Origin of the sequence: Nocardioides lentus, assembly GCF_039529515.1 — a bacterium.
Lineage (GTDB): Bacteria > Actinomycetota > Actinomycetes > Propionibacteriales > Nocardioidaceae > Nocardioides > Nocardioides lentus.
Window position 1 is genome coordinate 706,930 of record NZ_BAAAMY010000004.1, and the last position, 21,667, is coordinate 728,596.

At 75.2% G+C, this 21,667-nt stretch carries 17 protein-coding genes; 10 read left to right on the forward strand and 7 right to left on the reverse strand.

Going from position 1 to position 21,667, the window contains the following annotated elements; genetic code table 11:
- Nucleotides 1-36 precede the first annotated feature (36 nt).
- Complete coding sequence (locus tag ABD158_RS10150) at nucleotides 37-1,722, forward strand: leucyl aminopeptidase family protein (RefSeq protein ID WP_344006715.1); 1,686 nt, start codon at nucleotides 37-39, stop codon at nucleotides 1,720-1,722.
- Nucleotides 1,723-1,765: 43 nt separating this feature from the next.
- On the opposite strand, the gene ABD158_RS10155 is transcribed toward ABD158_RS10150, so the two are convergent.
- Nucleotides 1,766-2,311, reverse strand: a complete 546-nt coding sequence (locus tag ABD158_RS10155; protein WP_344006717.1) for an O-methyltransferase — start codon at nucleotides 2,309-2,311, stop codon at nucleotides 1,766-1,768.
- A 212-nt stretch (nucleotides 2,312-2,523) separates the two neighbouring features.
- Here ABD158_RS10155 and sigE point away from each other — a divergent pair, with 212 nt between their 5' ends.
- The 4 genes from sigE to ABD158_RS10175 all read left to right on the forward strand — a co-directional run bounded on the left by sigE (nucleotide 2,524) and on the right by ABD158_RS10175 (nucleotide 6,423).
- The gene (gene sigE, locus ABD158_RS10160; RefSeq protein WP_344006719.1) at nucleotides 2,524-3,144 is read left to right on the forward strand and encodes an RNA polymerase sigma factor SigE; all 621 of its coding nucleotides are present in this window, start codon (nucleotides 2,524-2,526) and stop codon (nucleotides 3,142-3,144) included.
- Nucleotides 3,141-3,668 carry a hypothetical protein gene (locus tag ABD158_RS10165; RefSeq protein ID WP_344006721.1) on the forward strand — a complete coding sequence of 176 codons (528 nt, stop codon included), beginning with the start codon at nucleotides 3,141-3,143 and terminating at the stop codon, nucleotides 3,666-3,668. Before sigE ends, ABD158_RS10165 begins: the two co-directional genes overlap by 4 nt.
- A gap of 380 nt (nucleotides 3,669-4,048) precedes the next feature.
- The gene (locus tag ABD158_RS10170; RefSeq protein ID WP_344006723.1) at nucleotides 4,049-5,134 is read left to right on the forward strand and encodes a S1C family serine protease; all 1,086 of its coding nucleotides are present in this window, start codon (nucleotides 4,049-4,051) and stop codon (nucleotides 5,132-5,134) included.
- Nucleotides 5,135-5,454: 320 nt separating this feature from the next.
- Entirely contained in the window at nucleotides 5,455-6,423 is a 969-nt protein-coding gene (locus tag ABD158_RS10175) for a hypothetical protein (RefSeq protein WP_344006726.1), read from the forward strand.
- A gap of 236 nt (nucleotides 6,424-6,659) precedes the next feature.
- Here ABD158_RS10175 and ABD158_RS10180 read toward each other — a convergent pair whose 3' ends face one another.
- On the reverse strand, nucleotides 6,660-6,896 hold the full coding sequence (locus ABD158_RS10180) for a helix-turn-helix domain-containing protein (RefSeq protein WP_344006728.1): 237 nt from the start codon (nucleotides 6,894-6,896) through the stop codon (nucleotides 6,660-6,662).
- 102 nt (nucleotides 6,897-6,998) lie between these two features.
- Here ABD158_RS10180 and ABD158_RS10185 point away from each other — a divergent pair, with 102 nt between their 5' ends.
- Both ABD158_RS10185 and ABD158_RS10190 read left to right on the forward strand, forming a co-directional pair.
- Nucleotides 6,999-7,673, forward strand: coding sequence for a hypothetical protein (locus ABD158_RS10185; RefSeq protein WP_344006730.1), 675 nt, complete (start codon nucleotides 6,999-7,001; stop codon nucleotides 7,671-7,673).
- A gap of 2 nt (nucleotides 7,674-7,675) precedes the next feature.
- Nucleotides 7,676-9,010 carry a CpaE/TadZ family protein gene (locus ABD158_RS10190; protein WP_344006732.1) on the forward strand — a complete coding sequence of 445 codons (1,335 nt, stop codon included), beginning with the start codon at nucleotides 7,676-7,678 and terminating at the stop codon, nucleotides 9,008-9,010.
- Here ABD158_RS10190 and ABD158_RS10195 read toward each other — a convergent pair.
- Complete coding sequence (locus ABD158_RS10195) at nucleotides 8,973-10,301, reverse strand: hypothetical protein (protein ID WP_344006734.1); 1,329 nt, start codon at nucleotides 10,299-10,301, stop codon at nucleotides 8,973-8,975. The genes ABD158_RS10190 and ABD158_RS10195 overlap by 38 nt on opposite strands.
- 143 nt (nucleotides 10,302-10,444) lie before the next feature.
- Between ABD158_RS10195 and ABD158_RS10200 the strand changes: the two genes are divergently transcribed.
- Both ABD158_RS10200 and pruA read left to right on the forward strand, forming a co-directional pair.
- A complete protein-coding gene (locus tag ABD158_RS10200; RefSeq protein ID WP_344006736.1) occupies nucleotides 10,445-11,845 on the forward strand; it encodes a wax ester/triacylglycerol synthase family O-acyltransferase in 1,401 nt (466 codons plus the stop codon).
- Nucleotides 11,846-11,858: 13 nt separating this feature from the next.
- Nucleotides 11,859-13,487, forward strand: a complete 1,629-nt coding sequence (pruA, locus tag ABD158_RS10205; RefSeq protein WP_344006738.1) for an L-glutamate gamma-semialdehyde dehydrogenase — start codon at nucleotides 11,859-11,861, stop codon at nucleotides 13,485-13,487.
- Between the two features lie 56 nt (nucleotides 13,488-13,543).
- On the opposite strand, the gene ABD158_RS10210 is transcribed toward pruA, so the two are convergent.
- Nucleotides 13,544-14,014, reverse strand: coding sequence for a DUF2505 domain-containing protein (locus ABD158_RS10210; protein WP_344006740.1), 471 nt, complete (start codon nucleotides 14,012-14,014; stop codon nucleotides 13,544-13,546).
- A 102-nt stretch (nucleotides 14,015-14,116) separates the two neighbouring features.
- Between ABD158_RS10210 and ABD158_RS10215 the strand changes: the two genes are divergently transcribed.
- A complete protein-coding gene (locus tag ABD158_RS10215; RefSeq protein ID WP_344006742.1) occupies nucleotides 14,117-18,964 on the forward strand; it encodes an NAD-glutamate dehydrogenase in 4,848 nt (1,615 codons plus the stop codon).
- Between the two features lie 4 nt (nucleotides 18,965-18,968).
- On the opposite strand, the gene ku is transcribed toward ABD158_RS10215, so the two are convergent.
- The 3 genes from ku to ABD158_RS10230 form a co-directional block, all read right to left on the reverse strand.
- A complete protein-coding gene (ku, locus tag ABD158_RS10220) occupies nucleotides 18,969-19,994 on the reverse strand; it encodes a non-homologous end joining protein Ku (protein WP_344006744.1) in 1,026 nt (341 codons plus the stop codon).
- Between the two features lie 72 nt (nucleotides 19,995-20,066).
- Nucleotides 20,067-20,840, reverse strand: coding sequence for a sulfite exporter TauE/SafE family protein (locus tag ABD158_RS10225; protein WP_344006746.1), 774 nt, complete (start codon nucleotides 20,838-20,840; stop codon nucleotides 20,067-20,069).
- Complete coding sequence (locus ABD158_RS10230; RefSeq protein WP_344006748.1) at nucleotides 20,837-21,556, reverse strand: FadR/GntR family transcriptional regulator; 720 nt, start codon at nucleotides 21,554-21,556, stop codon at nucleotides 20,837-20,839. Before ABD158_RS10230 ends, ABD158_RS10225 begins: the two co-directional genes overlap by 4 nt.
- Nucleotides 21,557-21,667: the final 111 nt, after the last annotated feature.

Genomic DNA, 21,667 nt, shown 5'->3' on the forward strand with positions numbered 1-21,667 from the left:
GTGGCGCGACGTACCCCTGGACCGACGCGGCTCGACGTGCTCGACCTGCCCGGCCTCCCCGAGCAGGCGACGCCCCCCGAGGTGACCCTCGGCGACGCCGACCTGGACGCCCTGCTCGACGTCGCCGACGTCGACGTGCTGGCGCTGCCGGTGCTGCCGGCACCGCCCTCGTCGCCCTCGTCGGACGGCGAGGCGAGCCCCGGGACCGAGGACGGACCCGCGTCGGTGCTCCTCGGACCCGGCGCCGCGGCGGTTTTCGAGGCCCTGGGCGTCGACCCGTTCGCGCTGCGCGCGGTCGCCCGGTCCGTCGGACGCACGGGCGAGGTCGTGTCCGTGCCTCTCGCCCGGGAGGGCGGGCCGTCCGAGGTGCTGCTCGTCGGCGTGGGCGCGGCCACCGGCCACGACCTGCGCCGGGCCGGCGCCGCGCTGGCCCGCCGCTGCCGCGACCGCGGCACGGTCCTGACGACCCTCGCGGCGGTGGCACCCGACCCGGCGACCGACCCGGCGACCGACCCGGCGACCGACCCGGCGACCGACCCGGCGCCGGCGGCCGAACCCGCCGGCACGCTGGGCGACCTCGTCGCGGGCCTGGTGCTGGGCTCGTTCGGGGTGCACGTCCGCTCGACGGGTCCCGCGTCACGGCCCGCCGCTCGTGTCGTGCTCGCAGGCCTGCCCGACGACGCCGACCACCGCGACGCCCTGGCCCGGGCACTCGCCCGCGCCGGCGCCGCCTGGTCGGCGCGCGCGCTCGCCACCGTGCCCAGCAACGTCAAGGACCCCGCCTGGATGGTCGGTCGCGCCCGCGCGGCCGCCGAGGCCGGCGACCTCGACGTCCGCGTGTGGGACGCCGAGCAGCTCGTGGCCGAGGGCTTCGGCGGCATCGCCGCCGTCGGTCGGGCCTCGGCCACCCCGCCCCACCTGGTGCAGCTCGACTACGCGCCGCGCCGCGCCGGGCGTCGTACGCCGCGCGTCGTGCTCGTCGGCAAGGGCATCACGTTCGACTCCGGCGGGCTGTCGATCAAGCCCGCCGAGGGCATGGTCACGATGAAGCGCGACATGACCGGCGGCGCCGTCGTGATCGCGGTCCTCGGTGCCCTGCGGGCGCTGGGCTGCCCGGTCCGCGTCACCGGCCTCGTCCCGCTCGCCGAGAACGCCGTCTCCGGCGACGCCCTGCGTCCCGGTGACGTGATCCGCCACTGGGGCGGGCGCACCACCGAGGTCACCAACACCGACGCCGAGGGCCGACTGGTCCTCGCCGACGGCCTCGCGTACGGCGTGGCGGAGCTCGACCCGGCCGCCATCCTCGACGTCGCGACCCTCACGGGCGCGATGAAGGTGGCGCTCGGCCAGCGCACCGGCGGCCTCTTCGCCGACGACGACGCGCTCGCCGGCCACCTCCTCGGCGCCGGCCGCGACGCCGGGGAGCCCCTGTGGCGGATGCCGCTGACGGAGGACTACACGGCCAAGCTCTCCTCGCCCGTCGCGGACGCCGACAACGCCCCCGGCGGTCCCGGCGCCACGACCGCGGCGCTGTTCCTGCGCCCCTTCACCGGCGACGTGCCGTGGGCCCACCTCGACATCGCCTCGGTGGGGGACTCCCCGTCGGAGTGGCACGAGTGGACCGCCGGCCCCACGGGCTTCGGGGTGCGACTGCTGCTGGATTGGCTGTGCTCGGCCGACCCCCTCGCGGGCGTCGGAGCGACGGCTCCGACCGCGGGCTGACTCCGCCGGCCGGGCCGCCCGGCCGGCGGTGGGACCGCGTGCGTCAGTGCTCGCGGGTGCGGGCGAGCAGCAGCCCGTCGCCCACGGGCAGCAGCACCCGCAGCAGGTCCTCGTCCTCGGCGACCGTCGTGAGGAGCTCGCGGACGGCCAGCGTCTCCTCGTCGCGCACGGACGGGTCGGCGACCCGGTCGTGCCACAGGGCGTTGTCGAAGACCACGACCCCGCCGGGGCGCAGCAGGCGGCGGGCCTCGGCGAGGTAGGCGACGTACTCACGCTTGTCGCCGTCGCAGAACACCAGGTCGTAGGCGCCGTCGGTCAGCCGCGGGAGCACCTCCAGCGCGGGTCCGGGGATGGTCCGGGCGCGCTGGTTGGGGAAGCCGGCCTCGGTGAACGTCTGCCGCGCGAGCCGCTGGTGCTCGGTCTCGACGTCGACCGTCGTCAGCACGCCGTCCGGTCGCATCCCGCGCAGCAGCCACACGCCCGAGACCCCGGTGCCGGTGCCGATCTCGACCACCGCGCGCGCCGCCGAGGCGGCGGCCAGGAAGCCCAGCGCCGCGCCGGCGCCGGCCGAGACGGGCACCACGCCCATGTCGCGCGCGCGCTGGCGGGCGGCGGTGAGGATCGGGTCCTCGTCGACGTAGGTCTCCGAGAAGACCCAGCTCTCGGGCTTCAGCGGCTCGGTGATGACGTCCTCCTGGGATCGGGCTGGCGACCGGGTCGTGCGCGGCCGGTCCCGGCGAGACTAGTGCCTCCGCCGGCGTTCCCAGGAACCTCTCAGCCTGCCCGCCTAGCGTGTCCGAGGTGGACGACGAGGCCGGCAGCAGCCCGGCGGGCACCGGTGACCCGGTCCCGTCGTGGGACGAGGTCGTCGAGCGCCACTCCGACCGCGTGTTCCGGCTGGCCTACCGGCTGACCGGCAACCGTCCCGACGCCGAGGACCTCACCCAGGAGGTCTTCGTGCGGGTCTTCCGGTCGCTGTCGACCTACTCGCCCGGCACCTTCGAGGGCTGGCTGCACCGGATCACCACCAACGTGTTCCTCGACCAGGCGCGGCGCCGCCAGCGGATCCGCTTCGACCCGCTCTCCGACGAGCGGGCCGGCCGGCTGGCCGCCCACGGGCCCGGACCGGACGCGGCGTACGCCGACCGGACCTTCGACGACGACGTCGAGAGCGCGCTCGCCGCGCTGCCGCCCGAGTTCCGCGCGGCGGTCGTGCTGTGCGACATCGAGGGCATGACCTACGAGGAGATCGCCGACGTGCTGGGCGCCAAGCTCGGCACGGTCCGCTCCCGGATCCACCGGGGCCGCGCCATGCTGCGCCGGGAGCTCGCGCACCGCGACCCCGGGTCAGGGAGGCGGCGCTACGGTGGCCCGGTGAGTCGAGAGCCACGCGTCGACCCCGCTCGGGCGGGACGCCCGTGATCGGGCCCCACCGACCCGGTCTGGGCCCGCTCGGTCCGCTGGGGCCGCTGGGCCACCTCGGACCGCGCGTCAGCGCCCTTGTCGACGGCCAGCTGCCGCCGGCGGAGGAGGAGCGTGCCTGGGCCCACGTGGACGTCTGCGGGACCTGTCACGACGAGGTCCGCCGCCAGGGATGGGTCAAGACCCGTCTCGCCGGCCTCGGTGACGTCGCCGGCGGTGACACGGGCGCGTTCAAGACCGCGCTGCTGGCCGCCGGCCCGCCGTCGGGCGACGAGCTGCTGCGGCTCGGCGGCGCCGCAGGGGTGCCGCGACGGTCCACGCGCACGGGTCTGGCCGCCCTGGGTACCGGCGCCGCGGGCGCGGTGGCGCTCGGGATGCTCGCGGTCGTGGTGCCGCCGGCGGCCGCCCCGGTGACCGACCGGGCCCCGCTCGTGCGTCCGATCGAGACCAGCCGCCCCGTCCTCACCCCGATCCGCCAGTCCCCGATCCGTCAGAACCCGACCCGTCAGAGGGAGCAGCCGTGACCGGCCAGCCAGACGAGCCCCGCGCCGACGAGCCGACCGAGCGGCTCCCGGTCGCCGGGGGCCCGGCGCCCTGGCACCCGCCCGGCCCCTCGCGGCCCGCGCCGGTCGACGGGCCGCCGCAGGGTCCCGCGGAGCCCGGTCGCTTCGGACCGGGCCCGGCCGGTCCCGGCCCGATGGGCGCCGGTCCGATGGGCGCCGGTCCGATGGGCGCCGGTCCGATGGGTGCCGGTCCGGCGGGTCCCGGTCAGATGGACCAGCCGCGTCCCGGACCGTCGTACCCGGCTCCCTGGGGTCCTCCCGGCGGCTTCGGCCCGCCGCGTGGGCCCGGCGGCCCCGGAGGCCTTCCGCCGGCGCACCGGGACCGGCCGCCGCGCGGTCGGGTGCCCGGCTGGCTGCTGCCCGTCGTGGCCGTGCTCGCGCTCGTGCTCGGCGCGGTCGGCGGCGCGCTCGGCGGCGTCGCCTACGACGAGCTGTCCGCCAGCGACGCCCCGGGCCGGCTCAGCAGCGGCCTCGGTGGCGGCGTGCGGACCGAGGCCCCGCTCGAGCCGGAGGACGGCTCGGTGGCCGCCGTCGCCGACGAGCTGCTGCCCAGCTCGGTGCAGATCCTGGTCGAGGGTGCCGACGGTGGCGCCACGGGCTCGGGCTTCGTCATCGACGACCAGGGCCACGTCGTCACCAACAACCACGTGGTCGCCCCCGCCGCCGACGCCGAGGGCGGCATCCAGCTCGTCGACGCCGACGGCAACCGGTTCGCGGCGGAGATCGTCGGCCGCAGCCCGGTCTACGACCTCGCCGTGCTGTACGCCGAGGAGGTCCGCGAGCTGCGGCCCGCCGCACTCGGGTCCTCGCAGCAGATGAACATCGGCGAGGGGGTCGTCGCGATCGGCTCCCCGCTCGGTCTGACCTCCACGGTCACCTCCGGCATCGTCTCGGCCAAGGACCGCCCGGTCACGACCGGCGGCGAGGACGAGTCGTCGTTCATCAACGCCGTGCAGACCGACGCCGCCATCAACCCGGGCAACTCGGGCGGACCGCTCGTCAACCTCGTCGGCCAGGTCGTCGGGGTCAACTCCGCCATCGCCACGGCCGGCGGCCTCGGCGGCAGCGCGGGCAACATCGGTGTCGGCTTCGCGATCCCGATCGAGCAGGTCGAGGTCACGGCCGACCAGATCCTGCGCGACGGCGAGGCCCGCTACCCCGTGATCGGCGCACAGGTGCGCACCGGCGGCGAGACCGACGAGGTCGGCGCCGTCGTGGAGGAGGTCAACCCCGGCTCCCCGGCCGAGTCCGCGGGCCTCGAGCAGGGCGACCTCGTCACCGAGATCGAGGGTCAGCCCGTCACCGACGGGGTGGCGCTGATCGTCGCCATCCGCACCTTCCAGCCCGGCGACACCGTCGAGCTCACGGTCGAGCGCGACGGCGAGGCCCAGCAGATCCCGGTGGAGCTCGACTCCGAGGTGGGCTGAGGCCGACCCGGCGCCAGCTCCCGCCGCAGCCCCGCCGACCCGGCGCGAGCTCCCGCCGCAGCCCCGCCGACCCGGCGCGAGCTCCCGCCGCGGCGGTGCCGAGTCGGCGTAAGTTCACGCCGCAGCCCCGCCGAGTCGGCGCCAGTTCCCGCCGCGGCGGTGCCGAGTCGGCGCCAGTTCCCGCCGCCGCGGTGCCGAGTCGGCGCGAGTTCCCGTCGTACGACGGGCCGACGGGCGTCCACAGGACGCCGGGTGGTCCGGTCCTCCACAGCGGCCTCGCGGTGAGGCGTCGCCGACCGGGGCGCGGGCAGGGACCCGGCATGACCCTGACCCTCGACCCCGCGACGGGGCTGCTCGAGACCTCCTTCCCCCTGCCGCTCGACGAGCCGTTCAGCACGGCCACCGCCCGCGCCGTCGGTCTGCGGCCCAACACGCTCACCCGGCTCGTCGCCGGAGGTGCCCTGCGGCGCATCGTCCGCGGCGTCTACGTGGCCGTCCAGGCGGGCGACTCGACGGCGCTGCGGGCGCGAGCACTCCGGCTCGTCGTGCCCGAGGACGCCGTCGTCGTCGACCGGCACGCGGCGTGGCTGCTCGGCGCCGAGATGGCGCTCGCTCCCGGCGAGCACCTCGAGCTGAGGCCGATCACGGTCTTCCGACCGCCGGGCCGCGGGCGGCTGCGCAGCACCCTGGTCGACTCGGGCGAGCGCGACCTCCGTCCGGAGGACGTCACCGACGTCGACGGGCTGAGGGTCACCACGGCCCTGCGCACCGCGTGGGACCTGGGGCGCGTGCGACACCCCGACCTCGCGATCGCCGGGATGGACGCTGTCGCCCGGCTCGGCCTCTTCACGCGCGAGGAGCTGCTCGGCGGCGTTCCCCGCTTCGCCCGCACGCGGTGGGTGACGACCCTCCGGGCGGTCGCCCCGCTCGTCGACGGTCGTGCGGAGTCGCCGCCGGAGTCCGTGCTGCGGCTGCGGTGGATCCAGGCGGGCCTCCCGACCCCCGAGCCGCAGGTGGAGGTGTGGGAGCACGGCGTCCTGGTCGCACGCCTCGACGTCGGTCACCGCGGACTGCGCCTCGCCGCCGAGTACGACGGGGTGGAGTTCCACACGTCCGAGGCCCAGGTCGCCCACGACCGGGTCCGTCGGGGGTACCTCGACGCGCAGCGCGGCTGGACGCTCGTCGTCGTCACCCGGCCCGACCTGTGGGGCCCCGGCGCCGGCGTCGAGGCGCTCCTGCGCCGCGGGTGGGAGCGGTCCCGGGCCCGGGCGACGCAGGTGATCTCGTGACGACTCGGCGTGCCCGGGACGTGATCTCGTGACGACTCGGCGTGCCCGGGACGTGAAGTCGTGACGACTCGTCGTGCCCGGGACGTGAAGTCGTGACGACTCGGCGGGGTGGGGGCGTGAAGTCGTGACGACTCGTCGTGCCCGGGGCGTGAAGTCGTGACGACTCGTCGTGCCCGGGACGTGAAGTCGTGACGACTCGGCGGGATGGGGGCGTGAAGTCGTGACGACTCGGCGGGTCAGTCGGGGGCGTCGGCCTCGACGAACGGGTGGGTGTCGACGAAGTCGCGGGTCTCGGCGTACATGCGCTCGATGTACTGCTCGAGCTGGGCCGCCTCGACCCGCCACTGCCCGCGCCCGCCGATCTTGATCGCGGGCAGGTCGCCGCGGCGCACCAGCGCGTAGACCTGGGCGCTGGAGGTGTTGAGCACCTCGGCCACGTCGGCCAGCGTGAGGAAGCGGGGCGTGCCGGGCATGGCCCAACTGTGCCACCCTGCGCGCCCGTGGCGTGGGAGGCCTCGGACCGACCTGTGGATGCGTGGCTCCCCAAACGGCCGCTCCCGACGCAGGATGTCGCCGTGAGCACGCCAGTCACGCCCGCCAGCGGCCCCCTCCCGCCGTCCGACGCCCCCGCCGCCACCCGCGCCCGTACGCCGGGGTGGCGCGACCCGCGGCTCTGGATCGGGGTGCTGATCGTCGCGGCCTCGGTGGTCCTGGGGGTCCGCCTGGTCGGCGGGGCCGACGACACCGTCGCCGTCTGGGCGGTCGGCGAGGACCTGGGTGTGGGCGACACGGTCGCGCCCGAGGACCTCGTCGCGCGCCGGGTCCGGTTCGGCGACGACACCGACCTCGACCGCTACCTCGTGGCCACCGAGGAGCTGCCCGGCGACCTGCAGCTGACCCGGGCCGTAGGGGCGGGGGAGCTGCTGCCCCGGGGCGCCCTCGGCGGCGCCGACGAGGTCGGGGTCGCGCAGGTGTCGCTGCGGGTGGTGGCCACCGACGTGCCGACCTCGGTGGGCTCCGGGTCGACCGTCGACGTGGTCGTCTCCCGGCCCGGCAGCAGCGGTCGGGGCCAGGCCGAGACGGTCCTGGACGACGTGGTCGTGGTGGAGGTGCCGAGCCTCGGCAGCGAGCTCGGGGCCGGCGCGGAGGGCCAGGTGGTCGTCGGGGTGCCGGACGACCAGGCCGACGCCATCGAGTCGACGCTCGCCCTCGCCAACGAGGGCCGGGTCTCGCTCGTCGAGGTGCCCTGACGATGATCTGCGTCCTGCTCGTCGCCTCCGGCGCGGCCTGGGAGCCGCGGGTGGTCTCCCTTCTCGCCGACGCCCCCGGCATCGTCCTGCTCAAGCGGTGCGTCGACGTCGACGACCTCATGGCGGCGGCCACGACCGGGCAGGCCGACGCCGCGGTGGTCGCGCTCGACGCGCCCGGTCTCGACGGCGGAGCGGTCGACCACCTCCGTCGCCACGGCGTGCGTCCGGTCGCGGTCGCGGCGGCCGGCGACGACGACGCGGCCGCACGGGTGCGCGCCACCCGCACCGGTGTCGCGGCCCTCGTCACCGAGGACCGCCTCGCCGACCTCCCCGACGTGCTGGTCGCGGCCACCGTGCCGGCGGGCCAGGACGGCGGCCAGGACGGCGGCCAGCACGACGGGGAGCACGGCGGTGCGACCGGCGGCGCGGGCACCGACGCCGGGCCCGGGCCCTGGCAGGAGGCGCCCGGTGAGGTCGTGCCGTCGGCACCGGGCCGGGTGATCGCGGTCTGGGGTCCGCGGGGGGCGCCGGGACGCACCCTGGTGGCGACGACGCTGGCCGCCGAGCTCGCCCACCGGGGGGTGCGGACCATGCTGGTCGACGCCGACCCGTGGGGCGGCTCGGTCGCGCAGGTGCTGGGGGTGATGGACGAGGTCTCCGGCCTGCTCGCGGCCGCTCGTCTCGCCACGACCGGCGAGCTCGCCGAGAGGATCGCGACGGTGCAGCGGGCGGTGGCGCCGGGGTTGACCGTGGTCACCGGGCTGCCGCGTGCCGACCGGTGGACCGAGGTGCGGCCCGGCGCGCTGGAGCACCTGCTCGAGGTGGGTCGCGGGCAGGCGGTGGTGGTCGTCGACTGCGGCTCCGACCTCGTCGACGACAGCGGTCCCGCGCTCCCGGGCGGTCGACCCGGGCGCAGCCGGATGACCACCGGGGTCCTCGAGACCGCCGACGAGGTGTTGGTGGTCGGCACCGCCGACCCCGTCGGGCTGTCGCGGCTCGCGCGCGGCCTGGTCGACCTCCGCGAGGTGGTCGCCGGCGCGCCGGTGCGGGTGGTCGTCAACCGGATGCGCCCCAGCCTCGGCTGGACCGAGGGCGAGGTCGCGACGATGGTGGAGGGGTTCTCCCGGCTGCTGGGCCTGCACTTCGTGCCCGACGACGGACCCGGGGTCGACCGGGCCCTCGTCGCCGGGCGGAGCCTGCGCGAGAGCGGCGAGGAGGCGGTCGTGCGGGCCGTCGCGGCGCTCGTCGACGCCATGGCGCCCCGCACCGCGCCGGTGCGGTCGACGCGGGGCGCCCGCCTCAGGCGGCGAACAGCAGGAGGAGGCCGCCGGCGGTGAACAGCACCATGACGACCAGCAGCGACAGCTGACCCGTGAGCTGGTGGCGACGGGGGAGCAGCTCCAGGGCGCGGTCGTGCGCGGCCACCGCGCCGAGCACGTGGCCCAGGACCACCCCCAGCACCTTGACGTTCGCCAGGAACGTCGGGTGCAGGGTCAGCCAGTAGTTCACCGACAGGTCCGCGGTGCCGAGGAGGTTCGAGCCGGTCGAGAGCGGGTCGCTCAGCTGGATCACCAGCGTCTGGCCGTCCTCGACGAACAGGCTCAGGTAGTGCGCGACGAAGTAGCCGACCACGATCGGCACCAGGGAGTGGGCGAAGCGTGCCGAGAGCACCCACCGCGAGGAGCCCTCGCGCACCCCGGTGGCCGCGCAGGCCGCGACGAAGACCAGCCCCACGCCGACGCAGAAGCCGAGCAGCGCGAGGGTCGACAGGACCGGGGTGGGCACGCCCCCGTCGTAACCGGTCACGAAGCCCGTCCACAGCGGCGACTCGCGGAACGAGTCGTAGCTGGTGGACCCGAACAGCACGGCCACGACGGCGAGCAGTCCCGGCGTCACGGGTGTCCGGGCGAGGTGCGCCAGCGGGCTCAGCACCACGAGCCGGCCCTCGTCGTCGCGCGCCCAGACCGACAGCCGGCCGACGAGGGTCGAGAACACCTCGAACGGATCGGCGCGCGCGAAGAACCGCTCGCCCCACAGCACGCCGCCGAAGACGGTGAGGACGAGGTAGGTCACCACCCACAGCCGCACCGGCCCGAGCTGGTTGTAGCCCGGGAAGACGAGCTCGAACCAGACAAAGGCGAGCAGCCCGGCCGCCGCGGGCCACATGCCGAGGCGCTCGGGGTAGCGGTACAGACCCTCCGCGGGGTCGGCGCCCGCGACGCGCGCGATCAGCAGGTGCAGGGTGCGCACCGGGCTGACGGCCCGGTAGAAGGAGCCGAGCAGCAGCGAGGCGGGCACGATGCCGACCCACAGCGCGATGTAGAACATCCGGAACGCCGGGTTGATGAGCACGTCCTGGCCCAGCACCGCCGCGTACAGGAAGAAGGCCAGGAAGGCGAGGCCGAAGCCTCGGGCCGCCCACCGCAGCGCGGTCGAGTCGGCGAGGCGTCCGAGCCACCCCGGCACCGGACGGCCGGTGGCCGCGGCGAACCGGGGCGCGCGCCAGGCCAGCGCGAGCACGGTGAAGGAGACGACGAGGGCCGCCACGGCGCCGGCGACCGCGAGGTCGCGCGGGATGGGCAGGTCCTCGGCGTTGCCGACGCCGTGAGCCAGCACGGTCCAGTCCACGGCGCGGGACTCCCCTCTGCCATCATCGAAGGTCCGGGATCGGTGGTCCGGGTCCCGGGCGGCGACGCCCGGCACGATCCCGGTGACCCACGATCCCAGCCCAGACAAGCAGGCCCCGCCCCGGGCCGCGGAGAGGTGGCGTGATGGACCGGCTCCGTCCCCGGGACCAGGCCCTGCTCGGCCTCGACGAGGAGGCCCCGCTGCACAACGCGACGGTCGAGGTCTTCGACGCCTCCGCCGCCACGCTCGACCACGAGGCGCTGCTGGCGCTGGTGGCCGAGCGGATCTCGTTCGTGCCGCGCTACCGCCAGCGCCTGCTCGAGACGCCCGGGGGCCTGGTGGCCCCGGCCTGGGTCGACGACCACCGCTTCGACCTGGAGTACCACGTGCGCCGCTCGGCGCTGCCCCGCCCGGGCACCTGGGCGTCGCTGCGCGAGCTGGTCGCCCGCATCGTGTCCCGGCCGCTCGACCGGTCCCGGCCGCTGTGGGAGCTGTACCTCGTCGAGGGCCTCGAGGGCGACCGGGTGGCCCTGCTGTCGAAGTCGCACCCCGTGCTGGCCGACGGCGTGCACACCGTCGACCTCGCGCAGGTGCTCATCGACGAGGTGGCCGAGGCCCCCGCGCTGGGCGAGCCGGAGGACTGGCGCCCCCGGCCCCGCCCGGGGGCGGCGGCCACGGCCGTCAGCGCCCTGCGCGACACGGTGCGCCGACCCGGCGCCGCCGTCGGGGCCACGGTGGGCGCCACCGTCGGCGCCGGTGCCCGCCGGGTGGGCGCCCTCGCGGGCGCCCTCGCGCCCCGACCGCCCGCCCCCACCACGCCGGTGAACCGGCCGCTGTCGCAGCAGCGCCGGCTCGTGCTGTGCCGCACCGACCTGGCCGCGCTCCGGGAGGTCCGCGACGCGCACGGCGGCAGCGTCAACGACGTCGTGCTCGCCGTCGTCGCGGGCGGGCTGCGCGGCTGGCTGATGACCCGCTCGGAGTCGATGTCGGGGGTCCGCAGGCTGCGGGCCGTCGTGCCGCTGTCGGTGATCGACGACGAGCTGGAGGCCACCTCGCTGGGCAGCCAGATCGCCAGCCACCACGTCGACCTGCCCGTCGGCGAGCCCAGCCCCGTCGTCCGGCTGCACCAGGTGTCCTACTCCTTCACCGCCCACCGCGAGGGCGGCCGGGCCGTGGCCGCGCGCCGCCTGGTGCGGACCGCGGGCTTCGCGCCCTCGACGTACCACGCGCTGGGGTCGCGGCTGGTCGCCGCCGAGCCGCCGGGCTCCTTCGACCTGTCGGTCACCAACGTCCCCGGGCCGCAGTCGGCCCGCTGGGCCGCCGGAGCGCGGCTGGTGGAGACCTACCCGGTCCCGCCGCTGACCCCGGGCCACGCGCTCGCCATCGGCGTCACGTCGTACGACGGGGCGGTGCACCTGGGCCTGACCTGCGACCGCGACGCGCTCCCGGACGCCGACGTGCTCGGCGCGTGCATGCTCGAGGCCGTCGACGAGCTGGTCGACTCGGCCCGCACGGCCGGTTCGCGTGCACCCCGGGGGCGGTGACACGATCGGGCGCATGGACGCCGTCACCACCCCGCCCGCCCCGATCAACGAGCCCAACCTGACCTACGCCCCCGGCTCGGCCGAGCGCATGTCGCTGCTGACCGAGATCGCGGCCCTCGAGGCGTCCGAGACCGCCCTGCCCGCCCACATCGGTGGCGAGCGCCGCACGGGCGGCGGGCGCGAGATCCCCGTGGTGCAGCCCCACGACCACGGCCACGTCCTCGGCCGGCTGGGCAACGCGACCCGCGCCGACGCGACCGACGCGATCGCCGCCGCGTCCGACGCCGCCCCGGCCTGGCGCGCGATGTCGGTCGACGACCGCTGCGCGGTGATCCTCAAGGCCGCCGACCTGCTCGCCGGCCCGTGGCGCCAGCGCATCAACGCCGCCACCGTCCTCGGGCAGTCGAAGACGGCGTTCCAGGCCGAGATCGACTCGGCGTGCGAGCTCATCGACTTCTGGCGCTTCAACGTCCACTTCGCCAAGCAGATCCTCACCGACCAGCCGATCGCGAACTCGCCGGGCATCTGGAACCGCACCGACCACCGCCCGCTCGAGGGCTTCGTCTACGCGATCACGCCGTTCAACTTCACGGCGATCGCCGGCAACCTGCCGACCGCGCCCGCGCTGATGGGCAACACGGTGATCTGGAAGCCCTCGCCCACCCAGCAGCTGGCCGCGACGCTGACGATGCAGCTGCTGGAGGAGGCCGGCATGCCCCCCGGCGTCATCAACATGCTGCCCGGCGACGGCCTCGAGGTCTCCGAGGTCGCGCTGGCCCACCGCGACCTCGCGGGCATCCACTTCACCGGCTCCACCCCGACGTTCCAGCACCTGTGGCGCACGGTGGGGGAGAACATCACCTCCTACCGCTCCTACCCCCGCATCGTCGGCGAGACCGGCGGCAAGGACTTCATCGTCGCCCACCCCTCCGCCGACCCCGACGTGCTGCGCACCGCGATGATCCGCGGCGCCTTCGAGTACTCGGGCCAGAAGTGCTCCGCCGCCTCCCGCGCGTACGTCGCCCGCTCGGTGTGGGACCGGATCCGCGACGACCTCGTGGCCGAGGTCGACGCGATCTCGGTCGGCGACCCGACCGACCTGTCGCACTTCATGGGCGCGGTGATCGACGACCGGGCCTTCGCCAAGCACCGCGCGGCGCTCGAGCGCGCGGCGGCCACCGACCACCTCGACGTCGTCGCCGGCGGCACGTGCGACGACAGCACCGGCTACTTCGTGCGGCCCACCGTCGTGGTCTCCACCGACCCGACCGACGAGATGTTCTCCACCGAGTACTTCGGCCCGATCCTCGTGGTCCACGTCTACGAGGACGGCGACTACGAGAGCGTCGTCCACCAGATGGAGTCGATCGCCGACTACGCGCTGACCGGCGCCGTCATCGCCCAGGACCGCGGCGCGATCGCGTGGACGCGCGAGGCGCTGCGCTTCGCGGCCGGCAACTTCTACGTCAACGACAAGCCGACCGGTGCCGTGGTGGGCCAGCAGCCCTTCGGCGGCGCGCGCGCCTCCGGGACCAACGACAAGGCCGGCGCCCCCAGCAACCTGATGCGCTGGACCAGCCCGCGGTCGATCAAGGAGACCTTCGTGCCGCCGACGGACTACCGCTACCCCTACATGGGCTGAGCCCCGTTGGCCGAGCGCCCACCGGTCGGCCGGTCGGCCGGTCGGCCGGGCGGCGCTCAGCCGAGCCGCTCGCGACCGACCTCGTGCTCCTTGCGCAGCCCGTCGCGGATCATGTCCTTCAGCAGGCCCTCGATCTTGCCGCCGACGACCGGCACCTTGACCCTGATGTCGAAGACGACCGTCTCGACGCAGCCGCCGCCGTCGGCCTCGGCGAGGTCGATGGTGCCGCTCACGTCGCCGGGCTTGCCCGGGATCTCGAGCCGGATGTCGGCGTGGGTGGGGCTGGTCCAGGTCTCGGTCTGCACGATGGTGACCTCGTCGCCGACGATCTTGGTGGCGTAGCCCGGCAGGCCCCTCGTCCGGCGGCCGAACTCGACGCGGACGTCGTCGCCGTCGATCGAGACCTCGTGGTGGGTGGCGCCCTGGCGGTCGCACACCGCCTCCCGGAAGGCGACGTCGTCGAGCATCGCGGAGACCTGCTCCGGGGTGGCGTCGTAGGGCATGTCGTGGGTCAGGCGCGTGGCCATCGCGGTCCTCCGGAGGGGCTCGTGGGGGTACAGGTGTACACATCATGGGGCATGCCCGCAGGTGCGCGGCGGCGCCCGACCGGGGGCGTTAGCCTCGCGTGCGTGGTCACCGTCGATCCGCTCTCCCCGCCCGACCTGCTGCGCGCCTACTTCCGTCACCTGCCCCCCGAGGAGGTGGCCGCGCGCGAGGACGGCGACCTGCGCGGCGCGCTCGACTCCCACACCGGGCTCGCCTCCGAGCGTCCGCAGGGCACCGCCCGCGTGCGGGTCCTGACCCCGCAGCGCGACCGTGACGGCTGGGCCGCCGACGGGCGCAGCGTCGTGGAGACCGTCACCGACGACATGCCGTTCCTCGTCGACTCGCTGACCATGGCGCTCGACCGCACCGGGCACACCGTCCACGCCGTCGTGCACCCCCAGATGACCGTCACCCGCGACATCGCGGGGCGCCTGCAGGCCGTGCGGCCGGCCCCCGAGCCCGGCGCCGCCGGGGTCGCCGCCGGGTCCGGCGAGGTGCGCGAGTCGTGGATGCACGTCGAGGTCGACCGGCTCGGCCCCGACGAGGACGTGGCCGCCCTCGAGGCCACGATCTCGGCGGCGCTGCGCGACGTCCGCGAGGCGGTCGAGGACTGGGCCAAGATGCGGGCGCGGGTCACCGAGGCGATCGCGGAGCTGCGGGACCCGGCCCCGGGGGTCCCCGAGCCGCAGGCGCGCCAGGCCGCCGAGCTGCTGGAGTGGCTGGCGGACGACCACTTCACGCTGCTCGGCTCCCGCGAGCTGACCGCGACGGACGGGGTCCTGGTCCCGGTGCCCGGCACCGGGCTCGGGATCCTCCGCGCCGACCCGGACCTCGCCGACGACGCCGCCGAGCCGCTCGAGGCGGACCGGGGCGTGCTCGGCATCGCGAAGGCCGACGAGCGCAGCACCGTGCACCGCGCGGCGTACCTCGACACGATCGGCGTCACGACGTACGACGGCGCGGGCGCGGTCAGCGGCGAGCGGCGCCTCGTCGGTCTCTTCAGCTCGGCGGCCTACACCGAGTCGCTGACCCGCATCCCGCTGCTGCGCGAGAAGCTCGGCGCGGTGCTGCGCGAGCTGGGCTTCGACGAGGAGAGCCACGCCGGCAAGGCGCTGGTCGACGTGCTCGAGAACTACCCGCGCGACGAGCTGTTCAGCGCGCCGGTCGCCGAGCTCACCCCGCTCGCCGAGCAGCTGATGTGGGCCCGCGAACGACGGGTGCTGCGGGTCTTCACCCGTCGCGCGCCGCGCGGCCGCTACCTCTCGGTGCTCGTCTACCTGCCCCGCGACCGCTACACCACCGCGGTGCGCGAGCGGTTCCGCGCCCTGCTGCGCGAGCGGCTGGGGGCGGCGAGCGTCGAGTTCTCGGTGCGCATCGACGAGTCGGCGATGGCCCGCGTCCACCTCGTGGCGCGCCCGGCCCGCGGGGAGGCGCTGCCCGAGGTCGACGCCGACGACCTCGAGCAGCTGCTGGACTCCGCCTCCCGCAACTGGCGCGACGACCTGCGCGCCGCCCTGGTGGGCGCGCGCGGCGAGGTCGCCGGCGACCGCCTCGCGCGCCGCTGGGCCGACGCCCTGCCGGAGGCCTACAAGGAGGACTTCGACCCCGCCACGGGCGCCGACGACGTCGCCCGCCTCGACGCGCTGCTGGCCGCCCTGGCCGATGCCGGCCGCACCAGCGGGCTCGACCTGCTGCTGAGCCGCGCCGAGGGCCTGCCCGACGACGAGGAGCTCGCCGACGCCGCCCCCCGCGGGGACGTGCGGCTGAAGATCTACCGCGTCGGGGAGCCGTTGTCGCTGTCCTCGATGCTGCCGATGCTCACCTCCCTCGGCGTCGAGGTCGTCGACGAGCGGCCCTACCGCCTCGACGTGACCGGGCAGCAGTGCCACCTCTACGAGTTCGGGCTCCGGCACCCCGGCCACGAGCCCGACGGCGCCGCCGGGCTCTTCGAGGACGCGCTCCGCGCGATCTGGGACGGCCACAACGAGGCCGACGGCTTCAACCGCCTCGTGCTCGGCGGCGGCCTGGGCTGGCGCCAGGCGACTGTGCTGCGGGCCTACGCGAAGTACATGCGCCAGGGCCTCACGCCGTTCTCGCTGACGACGATCGAGGACGCCCTGTGCGGCAACGTCGACCTCGCCCGCCTCGTGGTGCAGCTCTTCGAGACCCGCTTCGACCCCGACCTCGACCTGAGCGACGAGGCCCGCGCCGAGCGCACCGACACGATCCGCGGACGGATCGAGCGCGGCCTCGACGACGTCGCCAGCCTCGACCACGACCGGATCCTGCGCTCGTACGCCGCGCACGTGATGGGGACGCTGCGCACCAGCTTCTTCCAGCGCGACACCGACGGGGCGACCCGCCCGGCGATCTCGCTCAAGCTCGACCCCTCGCGGCTGCCGGACCTGCCCGCGCCCCGGCCGGCGTACGAGATCTTCGTGTACTCCCCGCGCGTCGAGGGCGTCCACCTGCGCTTCGGGTCGGTGGCCCGCGGCGGGCTGCGCTGGTCGGACCGGCGCGACGACTTCCGCACCGAGGTGCTGGGCCTGGTGAAGGCGCAGATGGTCAAGAACACCGTCATCGTGCCGGTCGGCGCGAAGGGCGGCTTCTACCCCAAGCAGCTGCCCGACCTGCTCGGACCGGGCGCCGACCGCGACGCCTGGATGGAGGAGGGCAAGGCCTGCTACCGCACCTTCATCTCCGGGCTGCTCGACGTGACCGACAACCTCGTCGACGGCGAGGACGGGCGCGTCGTCGTCCCGCCGGAGCGCGTCGTGCGCCACGACGGCGACGACCCCTACCTGGTGGTCGCGGCCGACAAGGGCACCGCGACCTTCTCCGACATCGCCAACGGCCTCGCCCTGGAGCGCGGGTTCTGGCTCGGGGACGCCTTCGCCTCCGGCGGCTCGGTCGGCTACGACCACAAGGCGATGGGCATCACCGCCCGCGGCGCGTGGGTCTCGGTGCGCCGCCACTTCCGCGAGATGGGGGTGGACTGCCAGCGCGAGGACGTGACCGTCGTCGGGGTCGGCGACATGTCCGGCGACGTCTTCGGCAACGGGATGCTCTGCAGCGAGCACATCCGCCTGGTCGCGGCCTTCGACCACCGCCACGTGTTCCTCGACCCCGACCCCGACGCGGCCACCTCGTACGCCGAGCGGCAGCGGCTGTTCGACCTGCCCCGCTCGAGCTGGGCCGACTACGACACCTCGCTGATCTCCGAGGGCGGCGGCGTGTGGCCGCGCTCGGCCAAGTCGGTGCCGGTCTCGGCCCAGGTGCGGGCGCGTCTCGGACTCGACGACACGGTGGAGCGGCTCACGCCGGCCGAGCTGCTGCACGCGATCCTGCTCGCCCCCGTCGACCTGCTGTGGAACGGCGGCATCGGCACCTACGTCAAGGCGTCCACCGAGACCCACGCGGACGCCGGCGACAAGGCCAACGACGCGATCCGCGTCGACGGTCGCGACCTGCGCGTGCGGTGCGTGGGGGAGGGCGGCAACCTGGGGCTGACCCAGGCCGGGCGCATCGAGTACGCCCGCGAGGGCGGTCCCGACGGCTCCCACGGGCGCCTCGACACCGACTTCATCGACAACTCCGCGGGCGTCGGGACCTCCGACCGCGAGGTCAACATCAAGATCCTGCTCGACCTCGTGATGGCCGACGGCCACCTCGACCCGGAGGACCGCCCCGCGCTGCTCGCCTCCATGACCGACGACGTGGCGTCGCTGGTGCTGCGCGACAACTACGAGCAGAACCTCGCGCTGGCCAACGCCGCCGCCAACGCCGCCAACCTCCTGCACGTGCACGAGGACTGGATGCGCCGCCTCGAGCGGGACGGCGACATCGACCGCGAGCTCGAGGGCCTGCCCGACAGCCGCGAGGTCCGCCGACGCCTGGGCCGGGGGGAGGGGCTGACCACGCCCGAGGCCGCGGTGCTGATGGCCTGGACCAAGATCGTGCTGGCACGGCGGCTGATCGACACCGACCTGCCCGACGACCCCTTCCTGCGCGCCGACCTCTACGGCTACTTCCCCTCGGCGCTGCACCAGGACCACCGCAGCCAGATGCAGGCCCACCCGCTGCGCCGCGAGATCGTGGTCACCCAGGTCGTCAACGACCTGGTCAACGGCGCGGGCATGACCTTCTGGCCGCGCCTGGCCGGCGAGACCGGCGCCGGCCCGGCCGACGTGGTGATGGCCAACTTCGTCGCACGGGAGATCTACGGGTCACTGGCGCTGCGCGAGGAGCTCGCGTCGTACGACAACCAGCTGGACGCGGCCGTCCAGACCCGGATGCGGCTCGAGATGCGCACCCTGGTCGAGCGGGCCTCCCGGTGGCTGCTCAACAACCGCCGCGCGCCGATGGACGCCGAGGAGGTCGTGGAGTCGTTCGGCGTCACGGCCCAGCGGCTCCTGCCGCTGCTCCCGGAGCTGATGACCGGCCGCGAGCTCGACGCGTTCTGCGCGCGGCGTGAGGACCTCGTCGCCGCGGGCGTGCCGGAGGACCTCGCCGGTCGTGTCGCGGCCCTGTCCCCGGCGTACGTGCTGCTCGGGGTGGTCGAGACGGCGGGCCGCGACGACGTGGACCCGGTCGAGGTGACCCGGCTGCACTTCGTGCTGGGCGAGCGCCTCGGGCTCTCGCTGGTCACCGAGCGGATCCTGGCGCTGCCGCGCGAGGACCGGTGGCAGACCATGGCCCGGGCCACGCTGCGCGACGACCTCCACACCGTGCACCACCAGCTGACCGCGGAGGTGCTCGCGACGACGTCGTCGCACGACACCGCCGCGGCCCGGGTCGCGGCCTGGGAGGACACCGCACCCGACCTGGTGGCCCGCACGGTGTCCTCGCTCGAGGAGGTCTGCGAGGGCGACGACGTCGACCTCGCCCGGCTCTCCGTCGGGCTGCGGCTCGTGCGGGGGCTGCTGGCCTAGCGGCTCAGCTGGCCTTCTTCCTCGCGGCGGTCTTCTTCGTCGAGGTCTTCTTCGTCGAGGACTTCGTCGGGGCCGACTTCGTGGCGGCGGTCTTCTTCGTGGCGGCCGACTTCTTCGTGCCGGTCTTCGTCGAGGCGGCCTTCTTCGTGGCGGCCTTCGTCGTGGCGGTCGACGTCCTCGGGGTCGACGTCGTCGCCGTGGCGGGCTCCTCGTCCTCGACCTCGTCGAGGTCGTCGGTGCTCTCGCCGCGCGCGGACTTGGCGGCGGCGACGGAGCGCTGGAGCGCGGCGAGGAGGTCGACGACCTCGCCCGAGGTCTTGGTCGAGGTCTCGGTGCGCTGCACCTCGCCGCCCTCGATCTTGGCCTTCACGACCGCCTGCACGGCCTCGGCGTAGTCGTCGGTGAAGTCGGCGGCGTCGAAGTCGCCGGCCAGGGTCTCCACCAGCATGGTGGCCATCTTGACCTCGTTGGGCTTGACGTCGCCGGCCTCGATCGAGAAGTCCGGGGTGCGGATCTCGTCGGGCCACAGCATCGTCTGCATGACGATGACGTCGCCGGCCTCGGTGGAGCGGACGCGCAGCACCGCGATGGTGGTGCGCTGACGGATCGCGACGGTCACCACCGCCATCCGGTCGGCGTCGAGCAGCGCCTGGCGCAGCAGCGCGTAGGGCTTCGCGCCGGACTTCTCCGGCTCCAGGTAGTAGGGCTTGTCGAGCAGCATCGGGTCGATCTGGTCGCTCGGGACGAACTTCTCCACCGCGATCTCGCGGCTCGAGGTGACCGGCAGGTCGGCGAGGTCCTCGTCGGTCAGGACGACCATCTCGCCGTCCTCGGTCTCGTAGCCCTTCGCGATGTCGGCGTAGGCCACCTCCTCGCCGTCGAGCGAGCAGACCCGCTGGTACTTCACCCGCCCGCCGTCCTTGGCGTGGACCTGCCGGAAGGAGACGTCGTGCGACTCCGTCGCGGAGTACAGCTTCACGGGCACGCTGACCAGCCCGAAGGACACCGCGCCCTTCCAGATCGCCCGCATGGTCGTCCCTCCCGCTGCGTGTAGCGGCACCACCGGTGCCTGCCGCCAGTATGGCGGGGAGCGGACCTCCGGTCAGCCCACCACGAGCACGACGGCCGCGGTGACCCCGACGAGGACGACCAGCGTGCGCAGCAGCGGCGCCGGCAGCCGCCGGCCGATGCGGGCGCCGACGTGGCCGCCCACGACCGAGCCGACCGCCAGCAGCCCGATGACCGCCCAGTCGAGGTCGGCCAGGACCACGAAGATCACCGAGGCCACGACGTTCGCGGCCAGGATCGCGAGGGTCTTGAGGGCGTTGAGGACCCGCAGCTCGATGTCGAGCCCGAGCGCCAGCACCGCGAGCGCCATCACCCCCGAGCCGGCGCCGAAGTAGCCGCCGTACACGCCGGTCAGGGCCGTGCCCGCCGTGGTGAACGGGCCCGGCAGGAGGCGCTCGGCCGGGACCTCCCCGCGGGCCTCGGCCCGACGCCGCACCCAGGCGGAGATGCGGGGCTGGGCGCCGACGAGCAGGCAGGTGAACAGGATCAGCCACGGCACGACCGCCTCGAACACGCCGGGCGGGAGCACCAGCAGCAGCAGGGCGCCCGCGATCGAGCCGACCCCGCACGTCAGGGTCACCACGAGGGTGACCCGCGGGTGCTCCCGCAGCTCGGCGCGGTAGCCCCAGGAGCCGGACAGAGCGCCGGGGGTCAGCCCGACGGTGTTGGAGGCGTTGGCCACGACGGGCGGCAGCCCCACGGCGAGCAGCACCGGGAAGCTCAGCAGCGACGCCACGCCGACGGTCGCGGTGAGCACGCCGGCCCCGAGCCCGGCCGCCACGACGGCCAGGGCCTCCCCGGGGCTCACGCCGGCTCGTCCGGGTGGCGCAGCAGGGCGACGTCGCCGACCTTGGCGACGTGGGCGTGCATGGCGGAGGCCGCCGCGGCGGCGTCGCCGGCGCGGATCGCCTCGGCGACGGCGCGGTGCCCCTGCAGGCTCATCGCCGGGCGCCCGGGCTGGCCGAGCGACTCCAGGCGCGTCTCGGCGACCAGCCCGGCGATCTCGGTCATGAAGCGGGCCAGCAGCGGCGAGTGCGCGGCGGCGGTCACGGCGGCGTGGAAGCGCTCGTCGGCGGCCACGCCCCGCCCGCCGTCGGCGACGTCGGCCGCCATGTCGGCCAGGGCGGCGTCGATCTCCGCCAGGTCCTCGTCCGTACGACGGGCCGCGGCCAGGGCGGCGGTCTTGGTCTCGAGCGCGTCCCGGGCGTCCAGCACGTCGGGCAGGCGGTCGGCGTGGGCGCGGACGGACTCGGTGACCCGGCCGCCCGGCGCGCGGGCGACGACGGTGCCGTCGCCGTGGCGCACCTCCACGACCCCGACGACCTCGAGCGCGACCAGCGCCTGGCTGAGCGTGGCGCGGCTGACGCCGAGCCGCTCGGCGAGCTCGCGCTCGGGCGGCAGGCGGTCGCCCGGGCCCATCCGGCTCGCGGTCACCCAGTCGGTGATCTGCTCGGCGACCTGCTCGTAGAGCCGGCTGCGGCGCAGACGGCGGGGGAGGGCGGCGCCAGGCTCCGGTCCGGTCACGGGGGCCACCCTATTGACGACAGGACGATTGACCTATTGGCTAGGCCACTGCGCCACCGAGTGATCGTCGTCACGCAGGACGACGGTCCGGGCGCCGGAGGAAAGAGGGAC